This window comes from Streptococcus sp. SN3, assembly GCF_030439905.1.
In genome coordinates this window covers 462,264-486,706 of sequence record NZ_JAQFJF010000002.1, presented here as the reverse complement: position 1 = coordinate 486,706, position 24,443 = coordinate 462,264, and the positions used below count along the sequence as shown (strand labels likewise).

At 43.1% G+C, this 24,443-nt stretch carries 21 protein-coding genes; 20 read left to right on the top strand and 1 reads right to left on the bottom strand.

The genetic code is table 11. From position 1 onward, the window contains the following. The first annotated feature begins 7 nt into the window (after positions 1-7). From PCY71_RS06310 to PCY71_RS06275, 8 genes are all read left to right on the top strand, one after another. Positions 8-979 (top strand): sugar-binding transcriptional regulator, encoded by a 972-nt coding sequence (locus PCY71_RS06310; RefSeq protein ID WP_301412481.1) that lies wholly within the window; start codon positions 8-10, stop codon positions 977-979. A 99-nt stretch (positions 980-1,078) separates the two neighbouring features. Further along, a complete protein-coding gene (locus tag PCY71_RS06305) occupies positions 1,079-1,570 on the top strand; it encodes a hypothetical protein (RefSeq protein ID WP_301412480.1) in 492 nt (163 codons plus the stop codon). A 330-nt stretch (positions 1,571-1,900) separates the two neighbouring features. Beyond that, on the top strand, positions 1,901-2,224 hold the full coding sequence (locus PCY71_RS06300; protein ID WP_301412479.1) for a PTS lactose/cellobiose transporter subunit IIA: 324 nt from the start codon (positions 1,901-1,903) through the stop codon (positions 2,222-2,224). A 20-nt stretch (positions 2,225-2,244) separates the two neighbouring features. Then, complete coding sequence (locus tag PCY71_RS06295) at positions 2,245-2,556, top strand: PTS sugar transporter subunit IIB (RefSeq protein WP_002896658.1); 312 nt, start codon at positions 2,245-2,247, stop codon at positions 2,554-2,556. Between the two features lie 17 nt (positions 2,557-2,573). Next, positions 2,574-3,875, top strand: a complete 1,302-nt coding sequence (locus tag PCY71_RS06290) for a PTS sugar transporter subunit IIC (protein WP_011836408.1) — start codon at positions 2,574-2,576, stop codon at positions 3,873-3,875. Between the two features lie 168 nt (positions 3,876-4,043). Next, a complete protein-coding gene (locus tag PCY71_RS06285; protein ID WP_048772108.1) occupies positions 4,044-6,485 on the top strand; it encodes a glycyl radical protein in 2,442 nt (813 codons plus the stop codon). Positions 6,486-6,499: 14 nt separating this feature from the next. Beyond that, entirely contained in the window at positions 6,500-7,168 is a 669-nt protein-coding gene (locus tag PCY71_RS06280; protein ID WP_048772112.1) for a fructose-6-phosphate aldolase, read from the top strand. A 47-nt stretch (positions 7,169-7,215) separates the two neighbouring features. Then, positions 7,216-8,310, top strand: a complete 1,095-nt coding sequence (locus tag PCY71_RS06275; protein ID WP_048772116.1) for a glycerol dehydrogenase — start codon at positions 7,216-7,218, stop codon at positions 8,308-8,310. Positions 8,311-8,377: 67 nt separating this feature from the next. Here the strand turns inward: PCY71_RS06275 and PCY71_RS06270 are convergent, their stop codons facing one another. Continuing rightward, a complete protein-coding gene (locus tag PCY71_RS06270) occupies positions 8,378-8,941 on the bottom strand; it encodes an isoprenylcysteine carboxylmethyltransferase family protein (RefSeq protein WP_048772119.1) in 564 nt (187 codons plus the stop codon). A gap of 164 nt (positions 8,942-9,105) precedes the next feature. On the opposite strand from PCY71_RS06270, the gene leuS reads away from it, so the two are divergent. The 12 genes from leuS (at position 9,106) to PCY71_RS06210 (ending at position 24,427) form a co-directional block, all read left to right on the top strand. Beyond that, entirely contained in the window at positions 9,106-11,607 is a 2,502-nt protein-coding gene (gene leuS / locus PCY71_RS06265; RefSeq protein WP_048772123.1) for a leucine--tRNA ligase, read from the top strand. 172 nt (positions 11,608-11,779) lie between these two features. Continuing rightward, positions 11,780-12,469 carry a VIT family protein gene (locus tag PCY71_RS06260; RefSeq protein ID WP_048772126.1) on the top strand — a complete coding sequence of 230 codons (690 nt, stop codon included), beginning with the start codon at positions 11,780-11,782 and terminating at the stop codon, positions 12,467-12,469. Positions 12,470-12,714: 245 nt separating this feature from the next. Further along, positions 12,715-13,911 carry a phosphoglycerate kinase gene (gene pgk, locus PCY71_RS06255; protein WP_048772129.1) on the top strand — a complete coding sequence of 399 codons (1,197 nt, stop codon included), beginning with the start codon at positions 12,715-12,717 and terminating at the stop codon, positions 13,909-13,911. Positions 13,912-14,249: 338 nt separating this feature from the next. Beyond that, entirely contained in the window at positions 14,250-18,770 is a 4,521-nt protein-coding gene (locus PCY71_RS06250; protein WP_301412478.1) for an antigen I/II family LPXTG-anchored adhesin, read from the top strand. A gap of 172 nt (positions 18,771-18,942) precedes the next feature. Beyond that, the gene (locus tag PCY71_RS06245; RefSeq protein WP_301412477.1) at positions 18,943-19,608 is read left to right on the top strand and encodes a CHAP domain-containing protein; all 666 of its coding nucleotides are present in this window, start codon (positions 18,943-18,945) and stop codon (positions 19,606-19,608) included. Positions 19,609-19,785: 177 nt separating this feature from the next. Continuing rightward, on the top strand, positions 19,786-20,310 hold the full coding sequence (locus tag PCY71_RS06240) for an aromatic acid exporter family protein (protein WP_009659795.1): 525 nt from the start codon (positions 19,786-19,788) through the stop codon (positions 20,308-20,310). 80 nt (positions 20,311-20,390) lie between these two features. Beyond that, positions 20,391-20,756 carry a MerR family transcriptional regulator gene (locus tag PCY71_RS06235; protein WP_002898467.1) on the top strand — a complete coding sequence of 122 codons (366 nt, stop codon included), beginning with the start codon at positions 20,391-20,393 and terminating at the stop codon, positions 20,754-20,756. A gap of 31 nt (positions 20,757-20,787) precedes the next feature. Further along, the gene (gene glnA / locus PCY71_RS06230; protein WP_002896640.1) at positions 20,788-22,134 is read left to right on the top strand and encodes a type I glutamate--ammonia ligase; all 1,347 of its coding nucleotides are present in this window, start codon (positions 20,788-20,790) and stop codon (positions 22,132-22,134) included. A gap of 54 nt (positions 22,135-22,188) precedes the next feature. Beyond that, positions 22,189-22,608 (top strand): GNAT family N-acetyltransferase, encoded by a 420-nt coding sequence (locus tag PCY71_RS06225; RefSeq protein WP_125342603.1) that lies wholly within the window; start codon positions 22,189-22,191, stop codon positions 22,606-22,608. 89 nt (positions 22,609-22,697) lie between these two features. Beyond that, on the top strand, positions 22,698-23,117 hold the full coding sequence (locus PCY71_RS06220; RefSeq protein WP_125342602.1) for a VOC family protein: 420 nt from the start codon (positions 22,698-22,700) through the stop codon (positions 23,115-23,117). Then, complete coding sequence (locus PCY71_RS06215; RefSeq protein ID WP_125342601.1) at positions 23,110-23,697, top strand: TetR/AcrR family transcriptional regulator; 588 nt, start codon at positions 23,110-23,112, stop codon at positions 23,695-23,697. The genes PCY71_RS06220 and PCY71_RS06215 overlap by 8 nt, the downstream gene beginning before the upstream one ends. Beyond that, positions 23,681-24,427: a DNA alkylation repair protein gene (locus tag PCY71_RS06210; protein WP_125342600.1), complete on the top strand. Its 747-nt coding sequence runs from the start codon at positions 23,681-23,683 to the stop codon at positions 24,425-24,427. Before PCY71_RS06215 ends, PCY71_RS06210 begins: the two co-directional genes overlap by 17 nt. Positions 24,428-24,443 lie beyond the last annotated feature (16 nt).

Sequence of the window (24,443 nt, the reverse complement as noted above, 5' to 3'; positions counted from 1 at the left end):
AGATAAGATGAAAAATGAAAGAAAAAAACTATTGGCAAAAATTGCTTATCTCTACTACATAGAAGAAAGAAGCCAGTCTGACATTGCGGCTGAGACAGGGATTTATCGCACCACCATCAGCCGAATGCTGGCAGAAGCTAAAAAAGAGGGCATTGTAAAGATTGAGATTGAAGACTTTGATACCCGCTTGTTCCATTTGGAAAACTATGTAAAAGAAAAATACGGGCTCAAGGGAATCGAAATTGTCAGTAATTTAGTGGATGAATCTCCAGCAGACCTGGAAGAGAGGTTGGCTCAAGCTGCTGCGGGTATGCTACGCAGCCTGATTAAAGACAATGATAAAGTGGGATTTTCTTGGGGCAAGAGCTTGAGCCTTTTAGTAGAGCACTCCAGCAGTAAGCATTTGACAAATGTCCATTTCTTTCCTTTGGCCGGTGGTCCCAGTCATATCCATGCACGCTACCATGTGAACACCCTCATCTATAGCATGGCTGGAAAATACCATGGGGACTGCCGTTTTATGAATTCCACAATTATTCAGGAGAATGAGCAACTGACAAATGGAATATTGGCGTCTAAATATTTTGAAGATCTGAAAAGTAGCTGGCAGGAGCTGGATGTGGCTGTAGTTGGTATTGGAGGGCAGGTTGACACGAGAAATCGTCAATGGTTGGACATGCTGACCTCGGAGGATTTTCTTGCTCTAGAGAGTCAGGATGCTGTTGGAGAAATCTGCTGCCGCTTTTTTAATAAAAAAGGGGAGATAGTCTACCAGCATTTGCAAAATAGAACGATCGCCATCTCTTTGGAAAATTTGAAAAAGGTGCCGCTTAGTTTGGCTTTTGCCTATGGCAGTCAAAAATCTGCTGCTATCTTAGCGGTGTTGCGAGCTGGCTATGTCAATCATTTGGTTACGGATGAAGCGACGATTCTAAAAATGCTTGACTTGGACGGAGATAGGAGTTTCTTCACTTCTTAATGTCAGTGGAATCTCATGTGCAAGAGATTTCCAAGACGTAATTTAGGATCCCATTTTTAATAGTGGATTAGCAGCTATGTATGGAGGTGGATTCTTGATTTGAAAAAGCCGATGAAACGAAAATTGACTAGTTTAGCCACAGGAGAGCTAGTCGCTGTGCTAGTATTTTGGATGAATTTTTTCCTTCTCAAAAAATGGATTCTTACTACTGGAGCTTTGATTTCTATTTCTTTCTCCTTGTTTGTACTGAGTTTTATTCTGATACAGGGCTCTGTTTTTTGGTGGATTTTGATAAAAAGGATTTCCAATCCAAGATTTGCTGAAAGATATACAGGCAAGATTTACAGGGTACTAAAGATTTTAGACCTTATTTTACTGGGTGTGGGAACCCTGATAATCATTTTTAATTCCAGTGATTTTTCCACCTTCATAATCTCTGTAGCAATTTGGTTTTTTGCTGTCATCGAGTGGATTAATTATTTTAAATGGCAATTATCCTACAGTCTGAATCCTGCTGTTTTATTGGAATACATCCTCCAGAGGAAATTGCGGAAAAGTAAAATAGCAAAGGAAATTGAGAAGGCCGTATAAAAAGATAAGTTTCGGTTTCTTAAAATAGCATATATGAGGAAGTAGAAGCAAATAGCCGCTGCTTCTTTTTTGTGCCGAATCTGCTTATCGTTCTTATCTAATAGAGTGCCTTTGAATCGCAGATGAATACAGCTGTACAGAACTGTCCTTTATGGGGGGAGTTTTTATTCTGCACAAATGTGCAAAATAATTTAAATAAGCTAATTTGTTCTATAATATATTGACGGACTGAGATAAAGGTGATACATTCTAGTTACAAACAAAAATAAATCACTTTCAAACAAAAGAACAGGTTTTTGTTAATTATAAAGATAGGAGCGGTTGTAACATATGGAAATGATTGTAGCAGATCAAATTATCATGGGCCTTATCCTAGACGCCGGTGATGCCAAGCTGCATATTTATCAAGCTTTATCACTAGCTAAAGATGGTAAGTTTTCAGAATGCGATGAGCAGATTGAGCTGGCAGATAAGGCGCTGTTAGAGGCTCATAACTTGCAGACACAGTTTCTAGCTCAGGAAGCTGGAGGAACGAAAACAGAGATTACAGCACTGTTTGTTCATTCTCAAGATCATTTGATGACTAGCATTACAGAGATTAACCTCATCAAAGAAATCATCGACTTGAGAAGAGAATTACAAGGGGAAAAATAAATCATCAGGAGGATGAAAAGATGGTTAAGATTGGTTTGTTTTGCGCGGCAGGTTTTTCAACAGGAATGTTGGTCAACAATATGAAAATAGCTGCAGCTGAAAAAGGGCTGGAAGCTGAGATTGAAGCCTACTCTCAGGCTAAGTTGGCTGATTATGCAGCGGATCTGGATGTCGCTTTATTGGGCCCGCAGGTAGCTTATACTCTGGACAAATCTACAGCTATTTGCGACAGCTGCCATACTCCGATTGCAGTTATTCCGATGGCTGATTACGGTATGCTAGATGGCGAAAAAGTGTTAAATCTCGCTTTGAGTTTGTTGGATAAACATTAAAATCAAGGAGCTTCGTTATGTCTAAAGTGGATACTCAAAAAATCATTGCGCCGATTATGAAGTTTGTCAATATGCGCGGGATTATCGCCTTAAAAGACGGTATGTTGGCAATTTTGCCCCTTACAGTTGTGGGAAGTCTATTCTTGATTGTAGGGCAATTGCCGTTTGAAGGTCTAAATCAAGCCATTGCTGGTGTGTTTGGGGCTGACTGGACAGAACCGTTTATGCAGGTTTATTCAGGTACCTTTGCCATTATGGGGCTGATTTCCTGTTTTTCAATTGGCTATTCTTATGCTAAGAACAGTGGTGTAGAGCCTCTGCCGGCAGGGGTGTTGTCTCTTTCTTCTTTCTTTATCCTTTTGAAATCCTCCTACATACCAGAAAAGGGTGAAGCGATTGCAGATGCGATTGCCAAGGTCTGGTTTGGCGGTCAAGGAATCATTGGGGCCATTCTTATTGGTTTGGCAGTTGGCAGTATCTATACGATTTTCATTCAAAAGCATATTGTCATCAAAATGCCAGAGCAAGTTCCTCAAGCGATTGCCAAGCAGTTTGAAGCCATGATTCCAGCTTTCGTTATTTTCTTGCTGTCAATGCTTGTTTATATTATTGCCAAGATAGCGACTGGTGGCGGTACCTTTATTGAGATGATTTACGATGTTATTCAGGTGCCTCTGCAAGGTCTGACGGGCTCTCTGTATGGAGCTATCGGTATTGCTTTCTTTATTTCTTTCTTATGGTGGTTTGGCGTCCATGGCCAGTCCGTTGTCAATGGTGTCGTAACAGCCTTACTATTGTCTAACCTGGATGCAAATAAGGCTTTACTTGCTGCAGATAAGCTGTCTGTCAGTCAAGGCGCTCATATTGTGACCCAACAGTTCTTGGATAGTTTTCTTATCTTATCGGGATCCGGTATCACTTTTGGAGTGGTCGTAGCCATGCTCTTTGCTGCCAAGTCCAAGCAGTATAAGGCCCTGGGGAAAGTTGCTGCTTTCCCGGCAATCTTTAATGTCAATGAGCCAGTTGTCTTTGGTTTTCCGATTGTGATGAATCCGGTCATGTTCCTGCCCTTTGTTTTGGTACCGGTTCTAGCCGCTTTGATTGTCTACATGGCGATTGCGGTCGGCTTTATGCAGCCATTCGCAGGTGTGACTTTGCCTTGGAGTACGCCGGCTATCATTTCTGGCTTTATGGTCGCTGGCTGGCAAGGGGCAGTCATTCAAATTGTCATCTTAGCCATGTCCGCCTTTGCCTATTTCCCATTTGTGAAGTTTCAGGATAAGATTGCCTACAATAACGAATTGAAAAATGAAGAATAATCTGATTTTGATGGATAAAAACACAAAAGTTTCTTGGCTCAGATGGCACAAATGTGCAAAAAATCTTTAATTCAGTAATCGCCTATAAATGATTGAATTCTAGAATTTTGCATGTTACAATAGTTACGAAAGAAATAAATTAAATTTCATAAGAAAGGTCGTAACCAAATGATCCAAGTAAAAGAAGTAGAAAAAACAACAATAAAAACAGACTATTTTGGCAGCTTAACAGAGCGGATGGATAAGTATCGGGAAGATGTTTTAAATAAAAAGCCCTATATTGACGCAGAGCGCGCTGTCCTAGCTACCAAGGCTTATGATAAGCATAAGGAAAAACCAAATGTGCTGAAGCGTGCTTACATGCTCAAAGAGATTTTGGAGAATATGACGCTCTATATCGAAGATGAAACGATGATTGTCGGCAATCAGGCTTCATCTAATAAAGATGCGCCTATCTTCCCAGAGTATACTTTAGAGTTTGTACTCAATGAACTAGATCTTTTTGAGAAGCGGGACGGAGACGTTTTCTACATCACAGAGGAAACCAAAGAGCAGCTCCGTAGCATCGCTCCTTTCTGGGAAAACAATAACCTCCGTGCGAGAGCTGGAGCTCTACTTCCAGAAGAAGTTCAGGTTTATATGGAAACTGGCTTCTTTGGCATGGAAGGAAAGATGAACTCTGGGGATGCCCACTTGGCGGTCAACTATCAAAAACTCTTGGCCTATGGACTGAAAGGTTTTGAAGAAAAAGCTCGCGCAGCTAAGGAAGCCTTGGATTTGACCGATCCGGCTAGTATTGACAAATACCACTTCTATGATTCCATTTTCATCGTAGTAGATGCTGTGAAAGCTTATGCGGAGCGTTTTGTGGCCTTGGCCAATCAGATGGCTGAAAAAGCAGATCCTAAGCGCCGTCAGGAGCTCTTAGAAATCGCTAGAATCTGTTCTAAAGTGCCGTACGAGCCAGCATCAACCTTTGCTGAAGCCGTTCAGTCTGTTTGGTTTATCCAGTGTATCCTTCAGATTGAGTCCAACGGACATTCACTCTCTTATGGACGCTTTGACCAGTACATGTACCCTTATGTCAAGGCAGATTTGGAAGCTGGACGTGAAACAGAGGCTAGTATTGTAGAACGCTTAACCAATCTCTGGATTAAGACGATCACCATTAATAAAGTACGCAGCCAGGCTCACACATTCTCATCTGCGGGCAGTCCCCTTTATCAAAATGTGACAATCGGTGGCCAAACGAGAGATAAGAGAGATGCAGTCAACCAACTTTCCTACCTTGTGTTGAAATCTGTAGCTCAAACTCATCTTCCTCAGCCGAATCTGACTGTTCGTTATCATGCAGGCTTAGATGCTCGCTTTATGAATGAGTGTATCGAAGTCATGAAGCTTGGTTTCGGTATGCCGGCTTTCAATAATGATGAAATCATCATTCCGTCCTTTATCGCCAAAGGCGTTTTAGAAGAAGATGCTTACGACTACAGTGCTATCGGCTGTGTGGAAACTGCTGTGCCTGGTAAATGGGGCTACCGTTGTACAGGTATGAGCTACATGAACTTCCCTAAGGTGCTCCTGATCACTATGAACGATGGGATTGATCCGGCGTCTGGCAAGCGCTTTGCGCCAAGCTTCGGTCATTTTAAAGATATGAAGAGCTTTGCTGAGCTGCAAACGGCTTGGGACAAGACCTTGCGTCATTTGACCCGCATGAGTGTCATCGTGGAAAATTCTATCGACCTATCTCTTGAAAGAGAAGTGCCGGATATCCTCTGCTCAGCTTTGACAGATGACTGTATCGGACGCGGCAAGCATTTGAAAGAAGGCGGAGCAGTCTATGACTATATTTCCGGTCTTCAAGTCGGTATTGCCAATCTATCAGACTCACTGGCGGCTATCAAGAAGCTGGTCTTTGAGGAAGGCAGGCTGACTCCAGCTGAACTCTGGCATGCACTTGAAACGGACTATGCAGGTGAGCGTGGTAAAGAAATTCAAGAAATGCTGATTCATGATGCACCGAAATATGGTAATGATGATGATTACGCAGATAAGCTAGTGACAGATGCTTATGATATTTATGTGGATGAAATCGCTAAATATCCAAATACCCGTTATGGCCGTGGTCCAATTGGCGGTATCCGATACTCTGGAACATCTTCTATTTCAGCCAATGTAGGTCAAGGTCGCGGTACCTTGGCGACACCAGATGGCCGCAATGCCGGAACACCGCTCGCTGAAGGCTGCTCTCCATCCCACAATATGGACAAGAACGGCCCGACCTCTGTATTGAAATCTGTTTCCAAATTACCGACAGATGAAATCGTTGGTGGCGTTCTGCTCAATCAAAAAGTTAATCCTCAGACCCTGTCTAAGGAAGAAGATAAAGTGAAACTTATTGCCTTGCTTCGTACATTCTTTAACCGTCTGCATGGCTATCATATCCAATACAATGTCGTTTCTCGGGAAACATTGATTGATGCTCAGAAGCATCCTGAAAAACACCGCGATTTGATTGTTCGCGTTGCAGGCTACTCTGCTTTCTTCAATGTGCTTTCCAAGGCGACGCAAGATGATATTATCGGACGTACGGAGCACACGTTGTAAAAGAGGTCCAATTTATGGAATTCATGCTTGATACCTTAAATTTAGAGGAGATAAAAAAATGGTCGGAAGTCCTCCCTTTGGCGGGAGTGACTTCTAATCCGACCATCGCAAAAAAAGAAGGAAAAATAGACTTCTTCGAACGGATTCGCACTGTTCGGGAAATCATAGGAGAAGGTCCATCTATCCATGTGCAGGTTGTTGCCAAGGATTATGAGGGAATCTTGAAAGATGCTACTGAAATTCGAAAAAAATGCGACGATGCTGTCTACATTAAAGTTCCGGTCACACCGGCTGGGCTAGCAGCTATCAAAACTCTCAAAGCAGAGGGCTACAAGATTACAGCGACAGCCATTTATACAACCTTTCAAGGGCTATTAGCCATTGAAGCGGGGGCTGACTATCTTGCTCCTTACTATAACCGCATGGAAAATCTCAATATTGATTCAGATGCTGTAATTAGCCAGTTGGCTCAAGCGATTGAGCGGGAACATTCCGCCAGCAAAATATTGGCAGCGTCCTTTAAGAATGTTAGCCAAATTAATAGTGCTTTTGCTGATGGGGCCCAAGCCATTACAGCAGGACCAGATATCTTTGCAGCAGCCTTTGCCATGCCGTCTATCTCTAAGGCAGTGGATGACTTTGCTGCTGACTGGTCAGCAATTCACAATCAGGAATACATTTAAAAGGCATATTTAATGCTCTATTTATGAATAAATGAAAGAGGTGTTCTATGAGAATTTTTGCAAGTCCGTCTCGTTATATTCAGGGAGAAAATGCCCTGTTTGAAAATGCAAAACAGATTCTTCAATTAGGAAGCCATCCAGTCTTGCTTTGTGATGATGTAGTTTACCAGATTGTTGGGGAAAAATTCAATGACTACCTTACTCGTTATGGTTTTCATGTGCTGCATGTCGCTTTTAACGGAGAAGCTTCAGATGCTGAAATTGATCGGGTCGTTGCTCTGGCTGAAAAAGACGGAGCAGACTTGGTTATTGGTCTAGGCGGTGGGAAAACGATTGACAGTGCGAAGGCGATTGCAGACATACTAGGTCGTCCCGTAGTCATTGCGCCAACCATTGCCTCTACAGATGCCCCAACCTCAGCACTTTCTGTTATCTATACAGAAGATGGCGCCTTTGAAAAGTACATTTTCTATAGTAAAAACCCTGAACTCGTCTTGGTAGATACGAAAGTGATTGCTGGAGCGCCAAAACGGCTTCTGGCTTCTGGGATTGCAGATGGTTTAGCGACTTGGGTAGAGGCGCGTGCTGTCCAGCAAAGAAATGGCACTACCATGCTGGGACAAAGACAGAGCTTAGCTGGTGTAGCAATTGCGAAGAAGTGTGAAGAAACACTGTTTGCAGATGGCCTGCAGGCTATTGCAGCCTGTGAAGCAAAAGTTGTAACTCCAGCTCTGGAAAATATCATTGAAGCCAATACCCTTCTCAGCGGCGTCGGCTTTGAGAGCGGCGGTTTAGCGGCAGCCCATGCTATCCACAACGGCTTTACAGCTCTTACAGGCGATATTCATCACTTGACCCACGGCGAAAAAGTTGCTTATGGAACCTTGACCCAGCTCTTCTTAGAAAACCGACCTAAAGAAGAATTGGAAAAATATATTCGCTTCTATCAAAAGATTGGTATGCCGACAACTCTGAAAGAAATGCATTTAGAAAATGCCAGCTATGAAGATTTGCTCAAAGTTGGTCAGCAAGCGACGATTGAGGGCGAAACCATCCATCAGATGCCATTTGAGATCTCAGCTTCTGACATTGCAGGTGCCATCCTAGCAGTCGACCAATACGTCAGGGATTTGGATAAATAAAAGCAAAATACAAAACAAGCCACCTTTCAACCGTAGGGTTGACAATGTGGCTTGTTTTTTGGTGAGATTACCAGATGTAAGGAAAAACTCGGTATCTAACCTTTTGGCAATAAGCTTCGTAATTTTTCCCAAAGTGATTGCCTAAAGCTTTTTCTTCTACTCTAAGTCGAATGCTATATCCTAACATGAGTAAAATAAGACTGATAATGATTGTAAGAGGATTTAATGAGGTAATCGATAGGCCAAGGATAGACAAGATACTGCCAGTATAGGCAGGATTTCTTACAATAGAATAAGGGCCATGGTCTACTAATTGTTGACTATCGGTTGTTTGAACGGCCAGTGTGAAGTTTTTTCCGAGATAATTGACTGCATAGACCCGCAATACGAACCCTGCTAGGGAGATGAGGATTCCAAGATAGATAGTGAGGCTGGGTAAGTGGGGGACAAAGTCGAGAAATTGCCCGTTTATCAAAAATAAGCAGCAGATAACACTGCCGATAATGATGTAGCGGCTCCCTTTATCTGCAGAGTCGTTTACATTGTTTGACTTAGTTTTATTTTTAATCCACATTTCTGTGCTAATAAAAATAACAAAGAAAACATAAGTGAAAATAGTTTGTAAATTCATGATTATTCCTCCGGCCAGAATTATACAACTTTTAATTTTAGAGGTCAATCAGAGACTAACGCTTTAGAGATGAGTTATAGTTTTTGTCAGTGAAAACTGGATTCCGTCTTTCAAAATCCCTTGAAAATGGTATAATAGAAACAGTACAAAAAATGGAGAAAAGAATGGCTTATTATAATCACAAAGAAATTGAGCCCAAGTGGCAGAAATACTGGGCAGAGCACTATACATTCAAGACAGGTACGGACAAGGACAAGCCTAACTTTTATGCGCTGGACATGTTTCCTTACCCATCAGGAGCAGGGCTCCATGTAGGGCATCCGGAGGGCTACACGGCGACAGATATCCTCAGCCGCTACAAGCGCGCGCAAGGCTACAATGTCCTCCACCCTATGGGCTGGGACGCCTTTGGTCTTCCGGCTGAGCAATACGCCATGGATACAGGCAATGACCCAGCTGACTTTACAGCGGAAAACATTGCCAACTTTAAGCGTCAAATCAACGCTCTTGGCTTCTCCTATGACTGGGACCGAGAAATCAATACAACTGACCCCAACTACTACAAATGGACCCAGTGGATTTTCACCAAGCTTTACGAAAAAGGCCTGGCTTATGAAGCTGAAGTGCCAGTAAACTGGGTTGAAGAGCTGGGAACGGCTATCGCCAATGAGGAAGTTCTTCCAGACGGAACATCTGAGCGTGGTGGTTATCCAGTTGTCCGCAAGCCTATGCGTCAGTGGATGCTGAAAATCACAGCTTATGCAGAACGTTTGCTCAATGACTTGGAGGAGCTGGACTGGCCTGAGTCTATCAAGGATATGCAGCGCAACTGGATTGGTAAGTCAACCGGTGCTAATGTAACCTTCAAGATTAAGGACACAGACAAGGACTTCACCGTCTTTACGACTCGTCCGGACACTCTTTTTGGTGCGACCTATGCTGTTTTGGCTCCAGAGCATGCTCTCGTCGATGCCATTACAAGTGCAGAACAAGCCCAAGCAGTAGCAGACTACAAACATGCAGCCAGCCTCAAATCCGACCTGGCTCGGACTGATTTGGCTAAGGATAAGACCGGTGTCTGGACAGGAGCTTATGCCATCAATCCTGTCAATGGCAAGGAAATCCCCATCTGGATTGCCGACTATGTGCTTGCAAGCTACGGAACAGGTGCTATCATGGCCGTTCCTGCGCATGACGAGCGCGACTGGGAGTTTGCTAAGCAATTTAACCTAGAGATTATTCCGGTTCTAGAGGGGGGCAATGTTGCTGATGCTGCTTACACAGAAGACGGTCCGCATATTAACTCTGGCTTCCTAGATGGCTTAGACAAGGCTGCCGCGATTGACAAGATGGTTGCTTGGCTGGAAGCGGAAGGTGTTGGAAATGAAAAAGTCACCTATCGTCTGCGCGACTGGCTCTTTAGCCGTCAGCGCTACTGGGGTGAGCCGATTCCAATCATTCATTGGGAAGATGGCACCTCAACAGCTGTTCCTGAAAATGAACTGCCGCTTGTCTTGCCTGTAACCAAGGATATCCGCCCTTCTGGTACCGGTGAAAGCCCTCTGGCTAATCTGACTGATTGGCTGGAAGTGACTCGGGAAGATGGTGTCAAAGGACGCCGTGAAACCAACACTATGCCTCAATGGGCTGGTTCTAGCTGGTATTACTTGCGTTACATTGACCCGCACAATAATGAGAAATTAGCAGATGAAGAGTTGCTTAAGGCTTGGCTTCCAGTTGATATTTACATCGGAGGTGCGGAGCACGCTGTGCTCCACCTCCTCTACGCTCGCTTCTGGCACAAGTTTCTCTATGATATCGGAGTGGTACCGACCAAAGAGCCTTTCCAAAAACTCTTTAACCAAGGGATGATTCTGGGGACTAGCTACCGTGATAGTCGCGGTGCTCTAGTAGCAACAGACAAGGTGGAAAAACGCGATGGTTCTTTCTTCAACATCGAAACTGGAGAAGAACTAGAGCAGGCGCCTGCTAAGATGTCTAAGTCTCTGAAGAATGTGGTCAATCCAGATGATGTAGTGGAGCAATATGGTGCCGATACATTGCGTGTCTATGAAATGTTCATGGGGCCGTTGGACGCGTCTATCGCTTGGAGCGAGGAAGGTCTGGAAGGCAGCCGCAAGTTCCTAGATCGGGTCTACCGTTTGATTACAAGTAAAGAAATTGTTGCGGATAACAATGGTGCTCTCGACAAGGTATACAACGAAACAGTCAAGTCTGTCACAGAGCAGATTGAGGAGCTCAAGTTTAACACAGCCATTGCTCAGCTCATGATCTTTGTCAACGCAGCCAACAAGGAAGAAAAACTCTATGTCGAATATGCTAAAGGTTTCATTCAATTGCTGGCGCCTTTTGCACCGCACTTGGCTGAAGAACTCTGGCAGGCAGTCGCTCAAACTGGCGAGAGCATTTCCTATGTAGCTTGGCCAACTTATGACGAAAGCAAACTGGTCGAAGCAGAGGTCGAAATCGTAGTTCAAATCAAGGGTAAAGTTCGTGCTAAGCTAGTCGTAGCTAAGGACTTGAGCCGTGAGGAACTGCAGGAAATCGCTCTGGCAGATGAAAAAATCAAGTCCGAAATCGCTGGCAAAGAAATCGTCAAAGTGATTAGTGTGCCGAATAAACTGGTTAATATCGTGGTGAAATAATTACTTTTTATAGTATGCTTATAAAGGAGGAGTCGTGAAAAGGTCTCCTCTTTTTTCAATAGAAATATTGTCTTAAATAGTAGAACTTTTCTCATTTTTCGATTTTCTCTTGTATTAGTTCTGGTTTTTATTTATAATCATTATAAATAAATAGAAAGAGAAATTTTAAATCGTGGAAGAACATAAAATTGATACGAACTTTAGTGGGCGGCTGAATATATTGCGGGCTGGGGTTTTAGGAGCTAATGACGGCATTATTTCTATAGCAGGTGTGGTTATTGGGGTGGCTAGTGCGACGGAAGATGTCTGGATTATCTTTCTGTCTGGTTTAGCGGCAGTCTTTGCGGGTGCCTTTTCTATGGCTGGTGGAGAGTATGTTTCTGTTTCTACTCAAAAGGATACAGAAGAAGCTGCTGTTGCCAGAGAGCGGGAGCTTTTAGAGAAAAATCCAGATATCGCTAGGCAGTCTCTCTATGCTGCCTATGTTCAAAATGGCGAGTGTGAGACTTCTGCCCAGCTCATGACTAATCGGGCTTTTCTCCAGGATCCTTTGGAGGCTTTGGTACAGGAAAAATATGGAATCGAGATTGAGGAGTTCACTAATCCCTGGCATGCTGCTGTATCAAGCTTTTTAGCCTTTGCTATTGGTGCGCTTTTTCCTATGATTACCATTATCCTGCTTCCAGCCACTATCCGTATCTGGGCAACCGTTCTGATTGTGGCCTTGGCTCTTTTGGGAACGGGCTACACCAGCGCTAGATTGGGCAAAGCACCGCTCAAAAATGCTATGATTCGCAACCTCGTAATCGGCCTTCTAACCATGGCGGTCACCTATGCAGTAGGGCAGGTATTTGCAATTTAGATAGTAGAAAAAGTTAAAGTCAGTAATTTTACTGGCTTTTTGAGTTGTCAAATCTAGAGAAAAATCCAGCTTTAACTATTGTCTGAATGAGTTCAGAGCCCTTCTTCCCATTCTCTAATTCCAAAGTTCGAGAGAAAGAAGTGCGTGGCACTTCTTTTTTGTGAAAATTTTCTTTATATCAAGAAAACTTTTGGAAAATATGATATAATAGTTGCGTATAAAATATGAAAAGGAGTTTTTGTAACATGGCAAAACTTACTGTTAAAGACGTTGATTTGAAAGGTAAAAAAGTCCTCGTTCGTGTAGACTTTAACGTACCATTGAAAGACGGAGTGATTACAAATGACAACCGTATCACTGCTGCTCTTCCAACTATTAAATACATCATTGAGCAAGGCGGTCGCGCAATTCTCTTCTCTCACCTTGGACGTGTCAAAGAAGAAGCAGACAAAGAAGGTAAATCACTTGCACCAGTAGCTGCAGACTTGGCTGCTAAATTGGGTCAAGACGTTGTTTTCCCAGGTGTCACTCGTGGTGCTGAATTGGAAGCAGCTATCAATGCTCTTGAAGATGGACAAGTTCTTTTGGTTGAAAACACTCGTTTTGAAGATGTTGACGGCAAGAAAGAATCTAAAAACGATCCAGAACTTGGTAAATACTGGGCATCTCTTGGAGATGGTATCTTTGTAAATGATGCATTCGGTACAGCTCACCGTGCACACGCATCTAACGTAGGTATCTCAGGTAACGTTGAAAAAGCTGTTGCTGGATTCCTTCTTGAAAACGAAATTGCCTACATCCAAGAAGCTGTTGAAACTCCAGAACGTCCATTCGTAGCCATTCTTGGTGGTTCAAAAGTATCTGACAAGATCGGTGTTATCGAAAACTTGCTTGAAAAAGCTGATAAAGTCCTTATCGGTGGTGGGATGACTTATACATTCTACAAAGCAAAAGGTATCGAAATCGGTAACTCACTTGTAGAAGAAGATAAATTGGATGTTGCCAAAGCTCTTCTTGAAAAAGCAAACGGCAAATTGATCTTGCCAGTTGACTCTAAAGAAGCAAACGCATTTGCTGATTACACTGAAGTGAAAGACACTGAAGGCGAAGCAGTGGATCCAGGCTTCCTTGGATTGGATATCGGTCCTAAATCTATTGCTAAATTTGATGAAGCTTTGACTGGCGCGAAAACTGTTGTCTGGAATGGCCCTATGGGTGTATTTGAAAACCCAGACTTCCAAGCTGGTACAATCGGTGTTATGGACGCTATCGTGAAACAACCTGGCGTAAAATCAATCATTGGTGGTGGTGACTCAGCTGCCGCAGCCATCAACCTTGGCCGTGCAGACAAGTTCTCATGGATTTCTACTGGCGGAGGCGCTTCAATGGAGCTTCTTGAAGGTAAAGTATTACCAGGACTTGCAGCACTGACTGAGAAATAAGCAGTAAACCTAGAATATTTAATATTCTATAAAACTATAATAAGAGAAGGACTAGTAAAGACTGGTCCTTTCTTTTTTACGTAAAATCTGTGGAACGGAGAGGGAAGAGAAAATCATAAATAGACATTATACAATTAATGTCCAAAAAAGGTAAATAAACTGAGGAAAAAATGCTTGCAAAACAAGGGAAAACTTGATAGGATAAAGGTATGTATTCTGATGCTTACAGAGAGTCAAAATGAGAATGGAGCTTCCAGTAGGAGGTTTCAATTATTTTTTGATTTTCGGAGGGCTTGGGATAACTGCAGACTGTAAAAGTTAGCAGGGGGAGGAGAAAAATGAAGAAAAAAGAAGTTTTTGGTTTTCGGAAAAACAAGGCTGTTAAAACTTTATGCGGTGCTGTTCTAGGTGCGGCTTTTTTAACGTCAACGATGCAAGTAAGAGCAGATGAAGTGGTATCTGATACCAATAGTCCTGTCAATACTGAAATGGTAGGTACTGGAAATGCAGCGACTAATCTGCCTCAAGCTCAAGGGCCAGCCAGTCAGGCATCTCAAGAGAGTCAGGCGCGAGCAGGTCAGGCAGATGGCGGTGTGACAGTGACTGTTCCAACAGCTGGTTTAGATGAAAGCGTCAAAAAGGCTCAAGAAGCTGGGCTGACAGTGGTCAAAGACCCAGCTGTTGACAATGGAGTAGCCCAGACTGCTCAAGAAACAGCAGACAAAAAAGCGGAGATTGCAGCAGATTATCAAGCGCAGGTAACCGAGATTGATGCCAAGGTCAAGGAGTACAAAGAAAAAGTATCAGCCTACGAGGCAGAAGTAGCTCGGATTACAGCAGAAAACAAAGCGATAGCTGAGCAATACGCTAAAGATTTGGCTGCTCATCAAGCAGAAGTAGCTCGGATCACAGCAGAAAATGCTCAGCTGAAAGCAGATTATGAAGCGGCACTTAGTAAATACAAAACAGATTTAGCAGCGGTTCAAAAGACGAATGCGGATAACGCGGCGGCTTACCAAGCGGCAAAAGCGGCCTATGATGCAGAATTAGCCCGTGTCCAAAAACTGAACGCAGAAACAAAGGCTAATTATGATGCAGCTCTGGCGGCTTATGCTAGTGAGCTGGACCGTGTTCAAAAGGCGAATGCGGCAGCTAAGGCCCGGTATGAAAAAGCTTTAGCGGATACTCAAGCTGCAAATGCTAAGATTGCTGCTGATAATGAAGCTATTAAACAGCGGAATGCGGCTGCAAAAGCGGCCTACGAGGCAGCACTTGTCCAATATCAAACAGATTTAGCAACTGTCCGAAAGACGAATGCTGATAATGAAGCGGCATATCAAGCGGCTCAGGCAAATTATCAGGCAGAATTGGCCCGTATCCAAAAGGAAAATCAAGATAAAAAAGCTCAATATGAAGCAGATTTAGCAGCTTATGAAGCGAAAAAGACTCAAATTGAAGCTGAAAATGCAGCAGCTCAAAAAGAATATGAGCAAAAGCTAGCAGAGAATCAAGCTAAGAATGCCACTATAGCAGCTGAAAATGAAGAAATCAAGAAGCGTAATGCTCAAGCCCAAGCAAACTATCAAGCTCAGTTGGCCCAGTATAATGCTGATTTGGCTGTCTATAACACAAAATTAGCCAAGTATCAGCAAAATAAGGCTAAATATGATGCTGAACAGGCCAAGATTAAGGCTGGACTGGCTCTTGCAGAAACAAAGAAGACTGAAGACGGGTATTTGAGCCGTCCAATTGCGCAAAGTCTGGTTTTCAAATCAGAACCTAATGCTGATCTGTCACTGACTACAAATGGTGAGTTCGTCAGCTATGCTGGCATGGAAGCCGCTGTGAAGAACACTGCAGAGTTTTCTAAGAAATTCTTCCAGTTGGACAACTTCAAAGTAACAGATATTCAAAATGCTAACTATCAGACCAATCAGCAGGAAAGCTTTGGTACGGTTGGTAAGTATGCAGACTATAGTTCTAACGTAACAAGTGGTAAAGGGCCAACTGAATGGTCTTCTGTCTTGTTGCGTCGTGGTGAGTCTGCTACAGCAACCTATACAAATCTCCAGGGGACTTATTATCGAGGGAAAAAAGTTTCTAAAATTGTCTATACTTATACCCTTGATCCAAGCTCTCAATTCCGCAATGATAAGGCCTGGTTAGGTATTTTTAAAGACCCGACAATGGGAGTTTTTGCTTCAGCTTATACAGGAAATTTTGAAGATGCAACCTCTCTCTTTGTGAAGACGGAATTTGTCTTTTATGATGATAAAGGCCAACCTATTAATTTTGATCAGGCTTTGATGTCCGTGGCTTCCCTCAACCGTGAAGCTAATTCTATCGAAATGGCCAAAGATTATACCGGAACTTTCAACAAGATTTCAGGTTCATCTATTGGTGAAAAGAACGGCCAAATTTATGCGACTGAGTCTGAAAACTTCAAAAAAGGAGTTGGCGGATCTCGCTTTACCATGTATAAGAATGCTCAGCCGGACTCAGGCTGGGACACTACAGATGCTCCTAACTCATGGTATGGAGCAGGAGCGATAGAAATTTCTGGCACAACCAACAGTATGACGATTGGAACAATTTCCTCTTCTGAAGTGTTAGGCCAGCCAGAGGCTACTGATCCACGTAGGGCTGACAAACTAGCTCCTAAGAAGCCAAATATTTGGTTTGCGATTAATGGTGATGTTCGAGCGAATGATCTGCCAATCATCACAGTAGAAGAACCGGAAGCGCCAGTAGCTCCTACAGCTCCTGCAGCGCCAAGTGAAGAAGCGCTTAAGCCTTTGGAGCCAGCTCCAACTACACCAACACCGAAGGCTCTTCCAACACCTCCGGCAGCACCGACTTATGAAAAAGAACCGACGCCACCGACACGTACACCGGAAACACCAGAGCCTAGTAAGCCTTCTGAGCCAAGCTATGAAGTAGAAAAAACTGTCCGGCCAGCAGTGGTAGAACCGACCTATGAAAAAGAGCCAACCCCTCCGGCAGCACCGACTTATGAGAAGGAGCCGGAAGCGCCAACTCCTACACCAGATACACCGGAGCCTAATAAGCCGGTAGAACCAACTTATAGCCCGTTGCCAACCTCACCAGCAGAGCCTGTTTATCAAAAAGAGCCAGCAGCGCCCGTAGCTCCGACTGTGCATTATCATTATCATCTCTTGCAATCTCAACCGCAGATTAATAAAGAGATTCAAAATGACCAAGGCACCAATATTGATAAGACTCTGGTGGCTAAGCAGTCCGTCGTTCAGTTTGCTCTAAAGACAGAAGCTCTTCCAGCTGGACGCAGTGAGACGACTTCATTTGTCATTACTGATCCGTTGCCAAGTGGTTATGAAGTTGACTTAGCAGCAACAAAAGCTGCTAGTGCAGGCTTTGATATCAGCTATGACAAGGCTAGCCACACAGTAACATTCAAGGCAACTGCAGCAACCTTAGCTACTTATAACGCTGATACGACCAAAGAAGTTACTACGCTCTTTCCAACATTAGTCGGCCAAGTGCTCAACGATGGCGCGACTTATACCAATAATTTCACCCTGACAGTCAATGATGCCTATGGTGTCCGCTCAAATGTCGTACGCGTGACTACGCCAGGCAAGCCAGACGATTCAGACAATCCTAGCAATAATTACATCAAGCCAACCAAGGTCAATAAAAACAAGGCAGGCTTGGTGATTGATGGTAAGGAAGTCTTGGCTGGTTCAACCAATTACTACGAGCTGAACTGGGATTTGGATCAGTATAAGGGTGACAAGTCATTTAAGAGCACAATTCAAAAAGGTTTCTACTATGTAGATGACTATCCGGAAGAAGCACTCGAACTTCGTCCGGAATTAGTCAAGCTAGTAGATGCAGATGGCAAGGCTGTGGCAGGTGTGACAGTGACCCACTACGAGAGCCTTGAAACAGCCCCTGCAGCAGTTCGAGAGCTCCTTCAAAAGGCCAATATCACTGTTAAAGGTTCTTTCCAACTCTTTGCAGCAGACGATGCCCAAGCCTTTTATGACCAATATGTCGTAACAGGTAAGTCTTTGACGATAACAAGCCCTATGGCTGTCAAAGAAGGAATGGGCCGCACAGGCGGTAAATTCGAGAACCGGGCTTATCAAATTGACTTTGGAAATGGTTATGCGACAGACGTAGTCGTGAACAATGTTCCTAAAATCAGTCCTGAAAAAGATATTACCCTGAGTTTGGATCCGACAAGTGCAGAGAACTTGGATGGCAAGGAACTGACTTTGGGACGGCACTTTAACTACCGTCTCATCGGCGGCTTGATCCCTGCTAACCATTCTGAAGATTTGACAGACTATAGCTTTGTGGATGATTATGATCAACGAGGCGATGAGTACACGGGGGCTTACAAAACCTTTGCTAAAGTAGACATCACGCTCAAAGATGGTAAGGTGATAAAGGCTGGTACAGATTTGACTGAGTATACAGCTGCGAATATTGATCTTGAGAAAGGCTTGATTTCTATTCGTTTCAAGGAAGAATTCTTAGAGACTATTTCTCTGGATTCAGCTTTTCAGGCTGAAACCTATCTACAGATGAAGCGGATTGCTGCGGGTACTTTTGAAAATACCTACATCAATACTGTCAATCATGTAGTCTATGCTTCAAATACAGTTACAACAGTCACTCCTAAGTCACAGCATCTGATTGTTTCGGGTGTAAACGATCCAAGAAGAGCCAATCCAACTCCAGTGGCTAAAAAGATTCCTGTTTCTCTTCTGCCAGAAACGGGAGCCAAAGATGCAGTCTATCTGCCATATCTAGGTTTAGCAGCCATTATTGGTGCTTTAGGTCTAGGAAAATTGAGACGTAAAGAAGACTGATAATAGATGAGGCTAGGGAATCCCTAGCCTTTTTACCTTTAAAAATACTGCTAAATCTTATGTAGCAAAAGTCTAAATCATTTGTAACATGACAAAAACATAATTCTAAAAAAACTGACATGTAAATGAGGTATGATTTTTTTATCATCAAATTATACGGAGAAAAACAGTTATGAAAAAAACATTTGCTAAAGCAACTCTTGGTTTAACTTCCACAGCTTTGTTAGCGACAATCGGCGCTCAAGCTGTCAATGCAGATTCTTACGTTGTCCAGCAAGGGGACTCTTTTTTTGCCATTGCTAGCGCCAATGGGATGAATCCTTACGAACTTGCTGCCAATAATGGAAAATCAATTTTTGATACGATTAACCCAGGAGATGTGTTGCAAGTAAATGGCACTGCTTTGGATCAGATATACAATCCTTACAGCGCTCCAGCTTATGAAGCGACAAGCGATGCTGCTTTGGTATCTGATACTGAAGATGTTGTCTTAAATACACCAACTGACTATGGCAATTCTTACCCAATCGGCCAATGTACTTGGGGCGTGAAAGAAATGGCTCCTTGGGCAAGCAACTGGTGGGGCAATGCTAATACTTGGGCAATCAATGCTGGTGCTCAGGGTTATGCAACAGGAAATGTCCCAGTAGCAGGCGCTATTGCAGTTTGGGATGGCGGTGAATATGGACATGTTGCTTATGTGACAGATGTGCAAAGCGACAGCTCTATCCAAGTCTTGGAAGCCAACTACAATCGCCAAAAGCAGATTAACAACTATCGTGGCTACTTTAACCCAAATGAATTTATGGGTGGAGTTACCTACATTTATCCAAACTAAAGATAATAAAAACGAGGCTGGGGCTGATAATGTCTCAGTTTTTAAATAGTCGATAGCTCTTGATGCGGTAGCTGATAGGGCTTTTTCTTTGTGCGGGAAAAGTCCTGAGCAGAAAGAGTTTTTTTGAGACGAAATATGTTAAAATGAAGAGAGGGAGGATTTCCTGGAAGGAGACTAATGAGTTATTTCAATAAGTACAAGTTTGATAAATCGAAATTTCGTCTGGGCATGCGTACCTTTAAGACCGGTCTGGCTGTCTTCATCATCCTATTGCTCTTTGGGCTTTTTGGTTGGAAAGGCCTGCAAATCGGTGCTTTGACTGCAGTCTTTAGTCTTCGTGAGGATTTTGATCAGAGTGTCCACTTCGGGACATCGCGAATCTTAGGAAATAGCATCGGTGGTTTTTACGCTCTGCTATTTTTCATTGTCAATAGTGTTTTTAAGGAGCAGTATTGGGTCACCCTCCTTTTGGTGCCGGTCTGTACCATGCTGACAATCATGACCAATGTCGCTATGAACAACAAGGCTGGAGTCATTGGCGGGGTATCTGCCATGCTGATTATTACCCTGTCCATTCGGCCGGAAGATACCATCTTGTATGTCTTTGCCAGAATCTTTGAAACCTTCATGGGAGTCTTTGTTGCGATTCTGGTAAATTCTGATATAGATCGGCTGCGGGCCATCTTTGAAAAGAAAAAATAAAATCCGTGTAAGAAAATCTGACATTATTTCTTGACATAAGATTTATTTCGTCCTATAATAGTGCGTAGAGAGGAATTTGAATGAAGGAAAAAGAGTTTCGCCGAAACATGGCAGTCTTTCCCATCGGCAGTGTTATGAAACTGACGGACCTATCTGCCCGTCAGATCCGTTATTATGAAGACCAGAATCTGATTACCCCTGCTCGGAATGAGGGCAATCGTCGGATGTATTCTTTGAATGATATGGACCGTCTTTTAGAAATTAAGGATTATATTTCGGAAGGTTATAATATCGCTGCGATTAAGAGGAAATATGCTGAGCGTGAAGCCAAGTCCCACAAGACCATTAGTGAAAAAGATGTCCGCCGTGCCCTGCATCATGACATCTTGCAGCAAGGCCGTTTTGCTTCTTCTCTGCCAACCTTTGGTCAGATGCGTCGACCATAGCTATTTTGTTTGAATTACAAGGAGAAATTTAATGTCTATTACAGCAGCTGATATCCGTCGCGAAGTAAAAGAGAAAAATGTTACCTTTATTCGTCTTATGTTCTCTGATATTTTAGGGACTATGAAGAATGTGGAAATTCCTGCCACGGATGAACAGCTTGACAAGGTCTTATCCAATAAAGCCATGTTTGATGGTTCTTCCATTGAAGGTTTTGTCCGTATCAATGAATCAGATATGTATCTTTACCCTGATCTGGATACTTGGACAGTCTTTCCCTGGGGAGATGAAAACGGCAGTGTAGCGGGTCTGATTTGTGATGTTTACACGACAGATCATGTACCGTTTCTAGGGGATCCTCGCAGTAACCTCAAGCGCGCCCTCAAGCATATGGAAGAGCTGGGCTTTAAATCCTTTAACCTCGGACCAGAGCCAGAGTTTTTCCTCTTTAAGCTGGATGAAAATGGCGATCCGACGCTGGAAGTAAATGACAAGGGCGGTTATTTTGACTTGGCACCGACAGATTTGGCAGACAATACTCGTCGGGAAATCGTTAATGTCCTGACCAAGATGGGATTTGAAGTAGAAGCTAGTCACCATGAGGTAGCAGTCGGCCAGCACGAGATTGACTTTAAGTATGACGAAGTGCTTCGGGCTTGTGACAAGATTCAGATTTTCAAGCTGGTTGTGAAAACTATTGCTCGTAAGCACGGTTTGTATGCAACCTTTATGGCTAAGCCTAAGTTTGGCATTGCAGGATCTGGTATGCACTGTAATATGTCTCTCTTTGATCAAGACGGCAATAATGCCTTCTTCGATCCAGAAGATCCAAAAGGTATGCAGCTGTCAGAAACAGCCTACCATTTCTTGGGTGGTTTGATTAACCATGCTTATAACTACACAGCTATCATGAATCCAACGGTCAACTCATACAAACGTCTGGTTCCTGGATATGAAGCACCAGTTTATATTGCCTGGGCAGGACGCAATCGTTCACCGTTGGTGCGCGTGCCAGCCTCTCGTGGTATGGGTACTCGCTTGGAGCTGCGTTCGGTTGATCCGATGGCCAATCCATATATCGCTATGGCAGTTCTCTTGGAAGTTGGCCTGCACGGTGTCGAAAATAAAATCGAAGCTCCAGCCCCAATCGAAGAAAACATCTATATCATGACTCCAGAGGAGCGTAAGGAAGCTGGAATTACAGACCTGCCATCAACTCTTCACAATGCCTTGAAGGCCTTGACAGAAGATGAAGTCGTTAAAGCGGCTCTTGGCGAGCATATCTATACGAGCTTCTTAGAAGCTAAGCGTATCGAGTGGGCTAGCTATGCAACCTTTGTCTCCCAATGGGAAGTGGATAACTATTTAGATTTATACTAAACTTAGAGCAGGAGGATTGGCATATCCCCTGCTTTTTCATGGAGGAGGAGAAAGATGGAAGAATTTCATGATTTTATAAAGCGGGTTTTTGATGAGCAATATGAAGCCTATTTTGGTCCAGATATGCTTGAAAAACTTGAACCTCAAGATTATTATTTAAGGCGGGAGGAAGATGGCCAGTTAATTGCCTTGCTCCATGCCCAACAGGTGTTGGAAAACATTCATATCAAGGCTTTGGTGGTGGATAAAGAACATCAGAAAGCGGGATTGGGAGCCAGTCTGCTGGCAGAATTAGAAGAAAAGGCTGCAGAAGTTGGAGTAACTAGCATTACCTTGTCCACTAAATCTTATCAGGCCAGGGATTTTTACATCAAGCAAGGCTATGAAATCTACGCCAGTCTAACAGATGTTCCGCAAAAGGGCATTACCAAATATCATTTTATAAAGCGATTAAACGAAGCCATTCTCAAATAAATGGAAGCCAATTTGGCTTCTGTTTTTTAATATTTATTTGCATACATTCAGTATGTATGTTAAAATATAGCTTAAGAAAAGGAGCACAAATGATTACTAGTTTATATCCGGTATTAATGAGTGAAGATGTCCATCAATCAGCACAATTTTTCATTGAGCATTTCCAATTTCAGGAAACCTTCCGTTCAGATTGGTATATTAGTTTAAAGAATATCGAGAGTGGTTTTGAGCTTGCTTTTATTGATAGCAAGCATGGTACAGTGCCACAAGCCTACCAGTCTGAGGCGAGTGGCCTAATCATCAATATCGAAGTTGACAATGTGGATTGTTTTTATGAAGAATTGCGTCAGCAAGAAGAAATGGAGTTCCTTCTTCCTATTAAGAGTGAAGATTTTGGTCAGCGCCATTTCATTGTGGAAGCGCCGGGTTCTGTTTTGGTTGATGTGATTCAAGTAATTCCACCTAGCGCTGAGTTTGCGGCAAATTATTTGGAGAGTGAAGATGAATAAAAAACAGCAGGCTTCTCTAGAGACAAGCAAGAAAATATTAGCTATCGCCCGGAAACATTTTTCTTTAAAGGGTTATGCAGAAACTTCCTTGGAAGAAATTGTAGATGAATTGGGAATGACAAGAGGCGCACTTTATCATCATTTCGGGAATAAGAAAACTTTATTTACCGCCGTACTGGCACAAATTCAGTCCGAACTGGGATTTTATGTAGAAAAAAATGCCCTGGAAGCACACGATTCTTGGGAGCAGTTGGTGGAAGGCTGTGTTGCTTTTGTTCGTTTTGCGACCTTGACCGAAAATAAACGTATTCTCCTGCTTGATGGTCCCAATGTCGTTGAGTGGAAAGAGTGGCGTCGTCAGGACGAGGCTAATTCTTTCTCTCATTTGAGAGAGCAATTAGACATTTTATCTAAAGAAGGAAGACTTATCTCTATTGATTTGGATATGGCAGCTCATATGATTTCAGGCGCCTTGAACGAGTTATCTCTTTTTCTAGCTGAGAAAAAGGAAGAAGTAGAAGTCAGAGGAGCAGTGAGAAGTCTGTTAAGGGGATTTAAAAATCATGGCGAAAAAGGTTAAAGATTATTATGATTTGGTTTATGCGGAGGATTTGAGCCGTCGCTTGCAAGAAGTCACAGATAAATTTGATGCTCAGCATTTTATGTCTCTAGTTGAAAGCGACTTAGAGTCTTTGGAATTTACTCAGCGTCAAGAGCTGCTGGCAAGGAGTATCAAAGAATGCTTGCCGCTTTCTTATGCTGATTCTCTTAAGGTTTTTGAGCAGATACTTGGTCCGGAGTTAGAGTGCGGCCTGGGGATGTTCTCAGAGGGGTATTGGTTGTGGCCGATTGGCAAATACGTGGAACTTTACGGAGGTCAGGAATTCGAGCTGAGTGCGGCCTTCAGTAAGGAATTAACCAAGCGATTTACTGGAGAATTTTCCATGCGGCCCTTGCTGGCTAATTATCCTAATGCTACCATGGATTTACTGTTAGAGTGGAGCCAAGACGAGAATATGCGCGTCCGCAGATTAGCCAGCGAGTGTATGCGTATCCGACTGCCCTGGGCTAAGAAGCAGACTGTGGTTTTAGATTATTTTGATGAGTTTACCGCTATTTTAAGGAATCTAAAGGATGATGCGGATAAATCAATCCAAAAAAGTGTCGCTAATAATCTGAATGATTTATATAAAGAAGATCCTGAAAAGTTTGAGAGGGTGATTGGATCTTGGCAAGAGGAAGAACTGAGTCCGAGTTGCGCTTGGATTATTAAGCATGCTTCGCGAACAAAAAATAAAGCAGAAAAATAAGCTTTGCTGATCTAGC

Coding starts and splice junctions, on each gene's coding strand:
- PCY71_RS06250 (WP_301412478.1), top strand. CDS start 14,250: ATGAAGAAAAAAGAAGTTTTTGGTTTTCGGAAAAACAAGGCTGTTAAA.
- PCY71_RS06310 (WP_301412481.1), top strand. CDS start 8: ATGAAAAATGAAAGAAAAAAACTATTGGCAAAAATTGCTTATCTCTAC.
- PCY71_RS06225 (WP_125342603.1), top strand. CDS start 22,189: ATGGAAGAATTTCATGATTTTATAAAGCGGGTTTTTGATGAGCAATAT.
- pgk (WP_048772129.1), top strand. CDS start 12,715: ATGGCAAAACTTACTGTTAAAGACGTTGATTTGAAAGGTAAAAAAGTC.
- PCY71_RS06280 (WP_048772112.1), top strand. CDS start 6,500: ATGGAATTCATGCTTGATACCTTAAATTTAGAGGAGATAAAAAAATGG.
- leuS (WP_048772123.1), top strand. CDS start 9,106: ATGGCTTATTATAATCACAAAGAAATTGAGCCCAAGTGGCAGAAATAC.
- PCY71_RS06270 (WP_048772119.1), bottom strand. CDS start 8,941: ATGAATTTACAAACTATTTTCACTTATGTTTTCTTTGTTATTTTTATT.
- glnA (WP_002896640.1), top strand. CDS start 20,788: ATGTCTATTACAGCAGCTGATATCCGTCGCGAAGTAAAAGAGAAAAAT.
- PCY71_RS06240 (WP_009659795.1), top strand. CDS start 19,786: ATGAGTTATTTCAATAAGTACAAGTTTGATAAATCGAAATTTCGTCTG.
- PCY71_RS06300 (WP_301412479.1), top strand. CDS start 1,901: ATGGAAATGATTGTAGCAGATCAAATTATCATGGGCCTTATCCTAGAC.
- PCY71_RS06295 (WP_002896658.1), top strand. CDS start 2,245: ATGGTTAAGATTGGTTTGTTTTGCGCGGCAGGTTTTTCAACAGGAATG.
- PCY71_RS06215 (WP_125342601.1), top strand. CDS start 23,110: ATGAATAAAAAACAGCAGGCTTCTCTAGAGACAAGCAAGAAAATATTA.
- PCY71_RS06290 (WP_011836408.1), top strand. CDS start 2,574: ATGTCTAAAGTGGATACTCAAAAAATCATTGCGCCGATTATGAAGTTT.
- PCY71_RS06210 (WP_125342600.1), top strand. CDS start 23,681: ATGGCGAAAAAGGTTAAAGATTATTATGATTTGGTTTATGCGGAGGAT.
- PCY71_RS06275 (WP_048772116.1), top strand. CDS start 7,216: ATGAGAATTTTTGCAAGTCCGTCTCGTTATATTCAGGGAGAAAATGCC.
- PCY71_RS06245 (WP_301412477.1), top strand. CDS start 18,943: ATGAAAAAAACATTTGCTAAAGCAACTCTTGGTTTAACTTCCACAGCT.
- PCY71_RS06235 (WP_002898467.1), top strand. CDS start 20,391: ATGAAGGAAAAAGAGTTTCGCCGAAACATGGCAGTCTTTCCCATCGGC.
- PCY71_RS06285 (WP_048772108.1), top strand. CDS start 4,044: ATGATCCAAGTAAAAGAAGTAGAAAAAACAACAATAAAAACAGACTAT.
- PCY71_RS06220 (WP_125342602.1), top strand. CDS start 22,698: ATGATTACTAGTTTATATCCGGTATTAATGAGTGAAGATGTCCATCAA.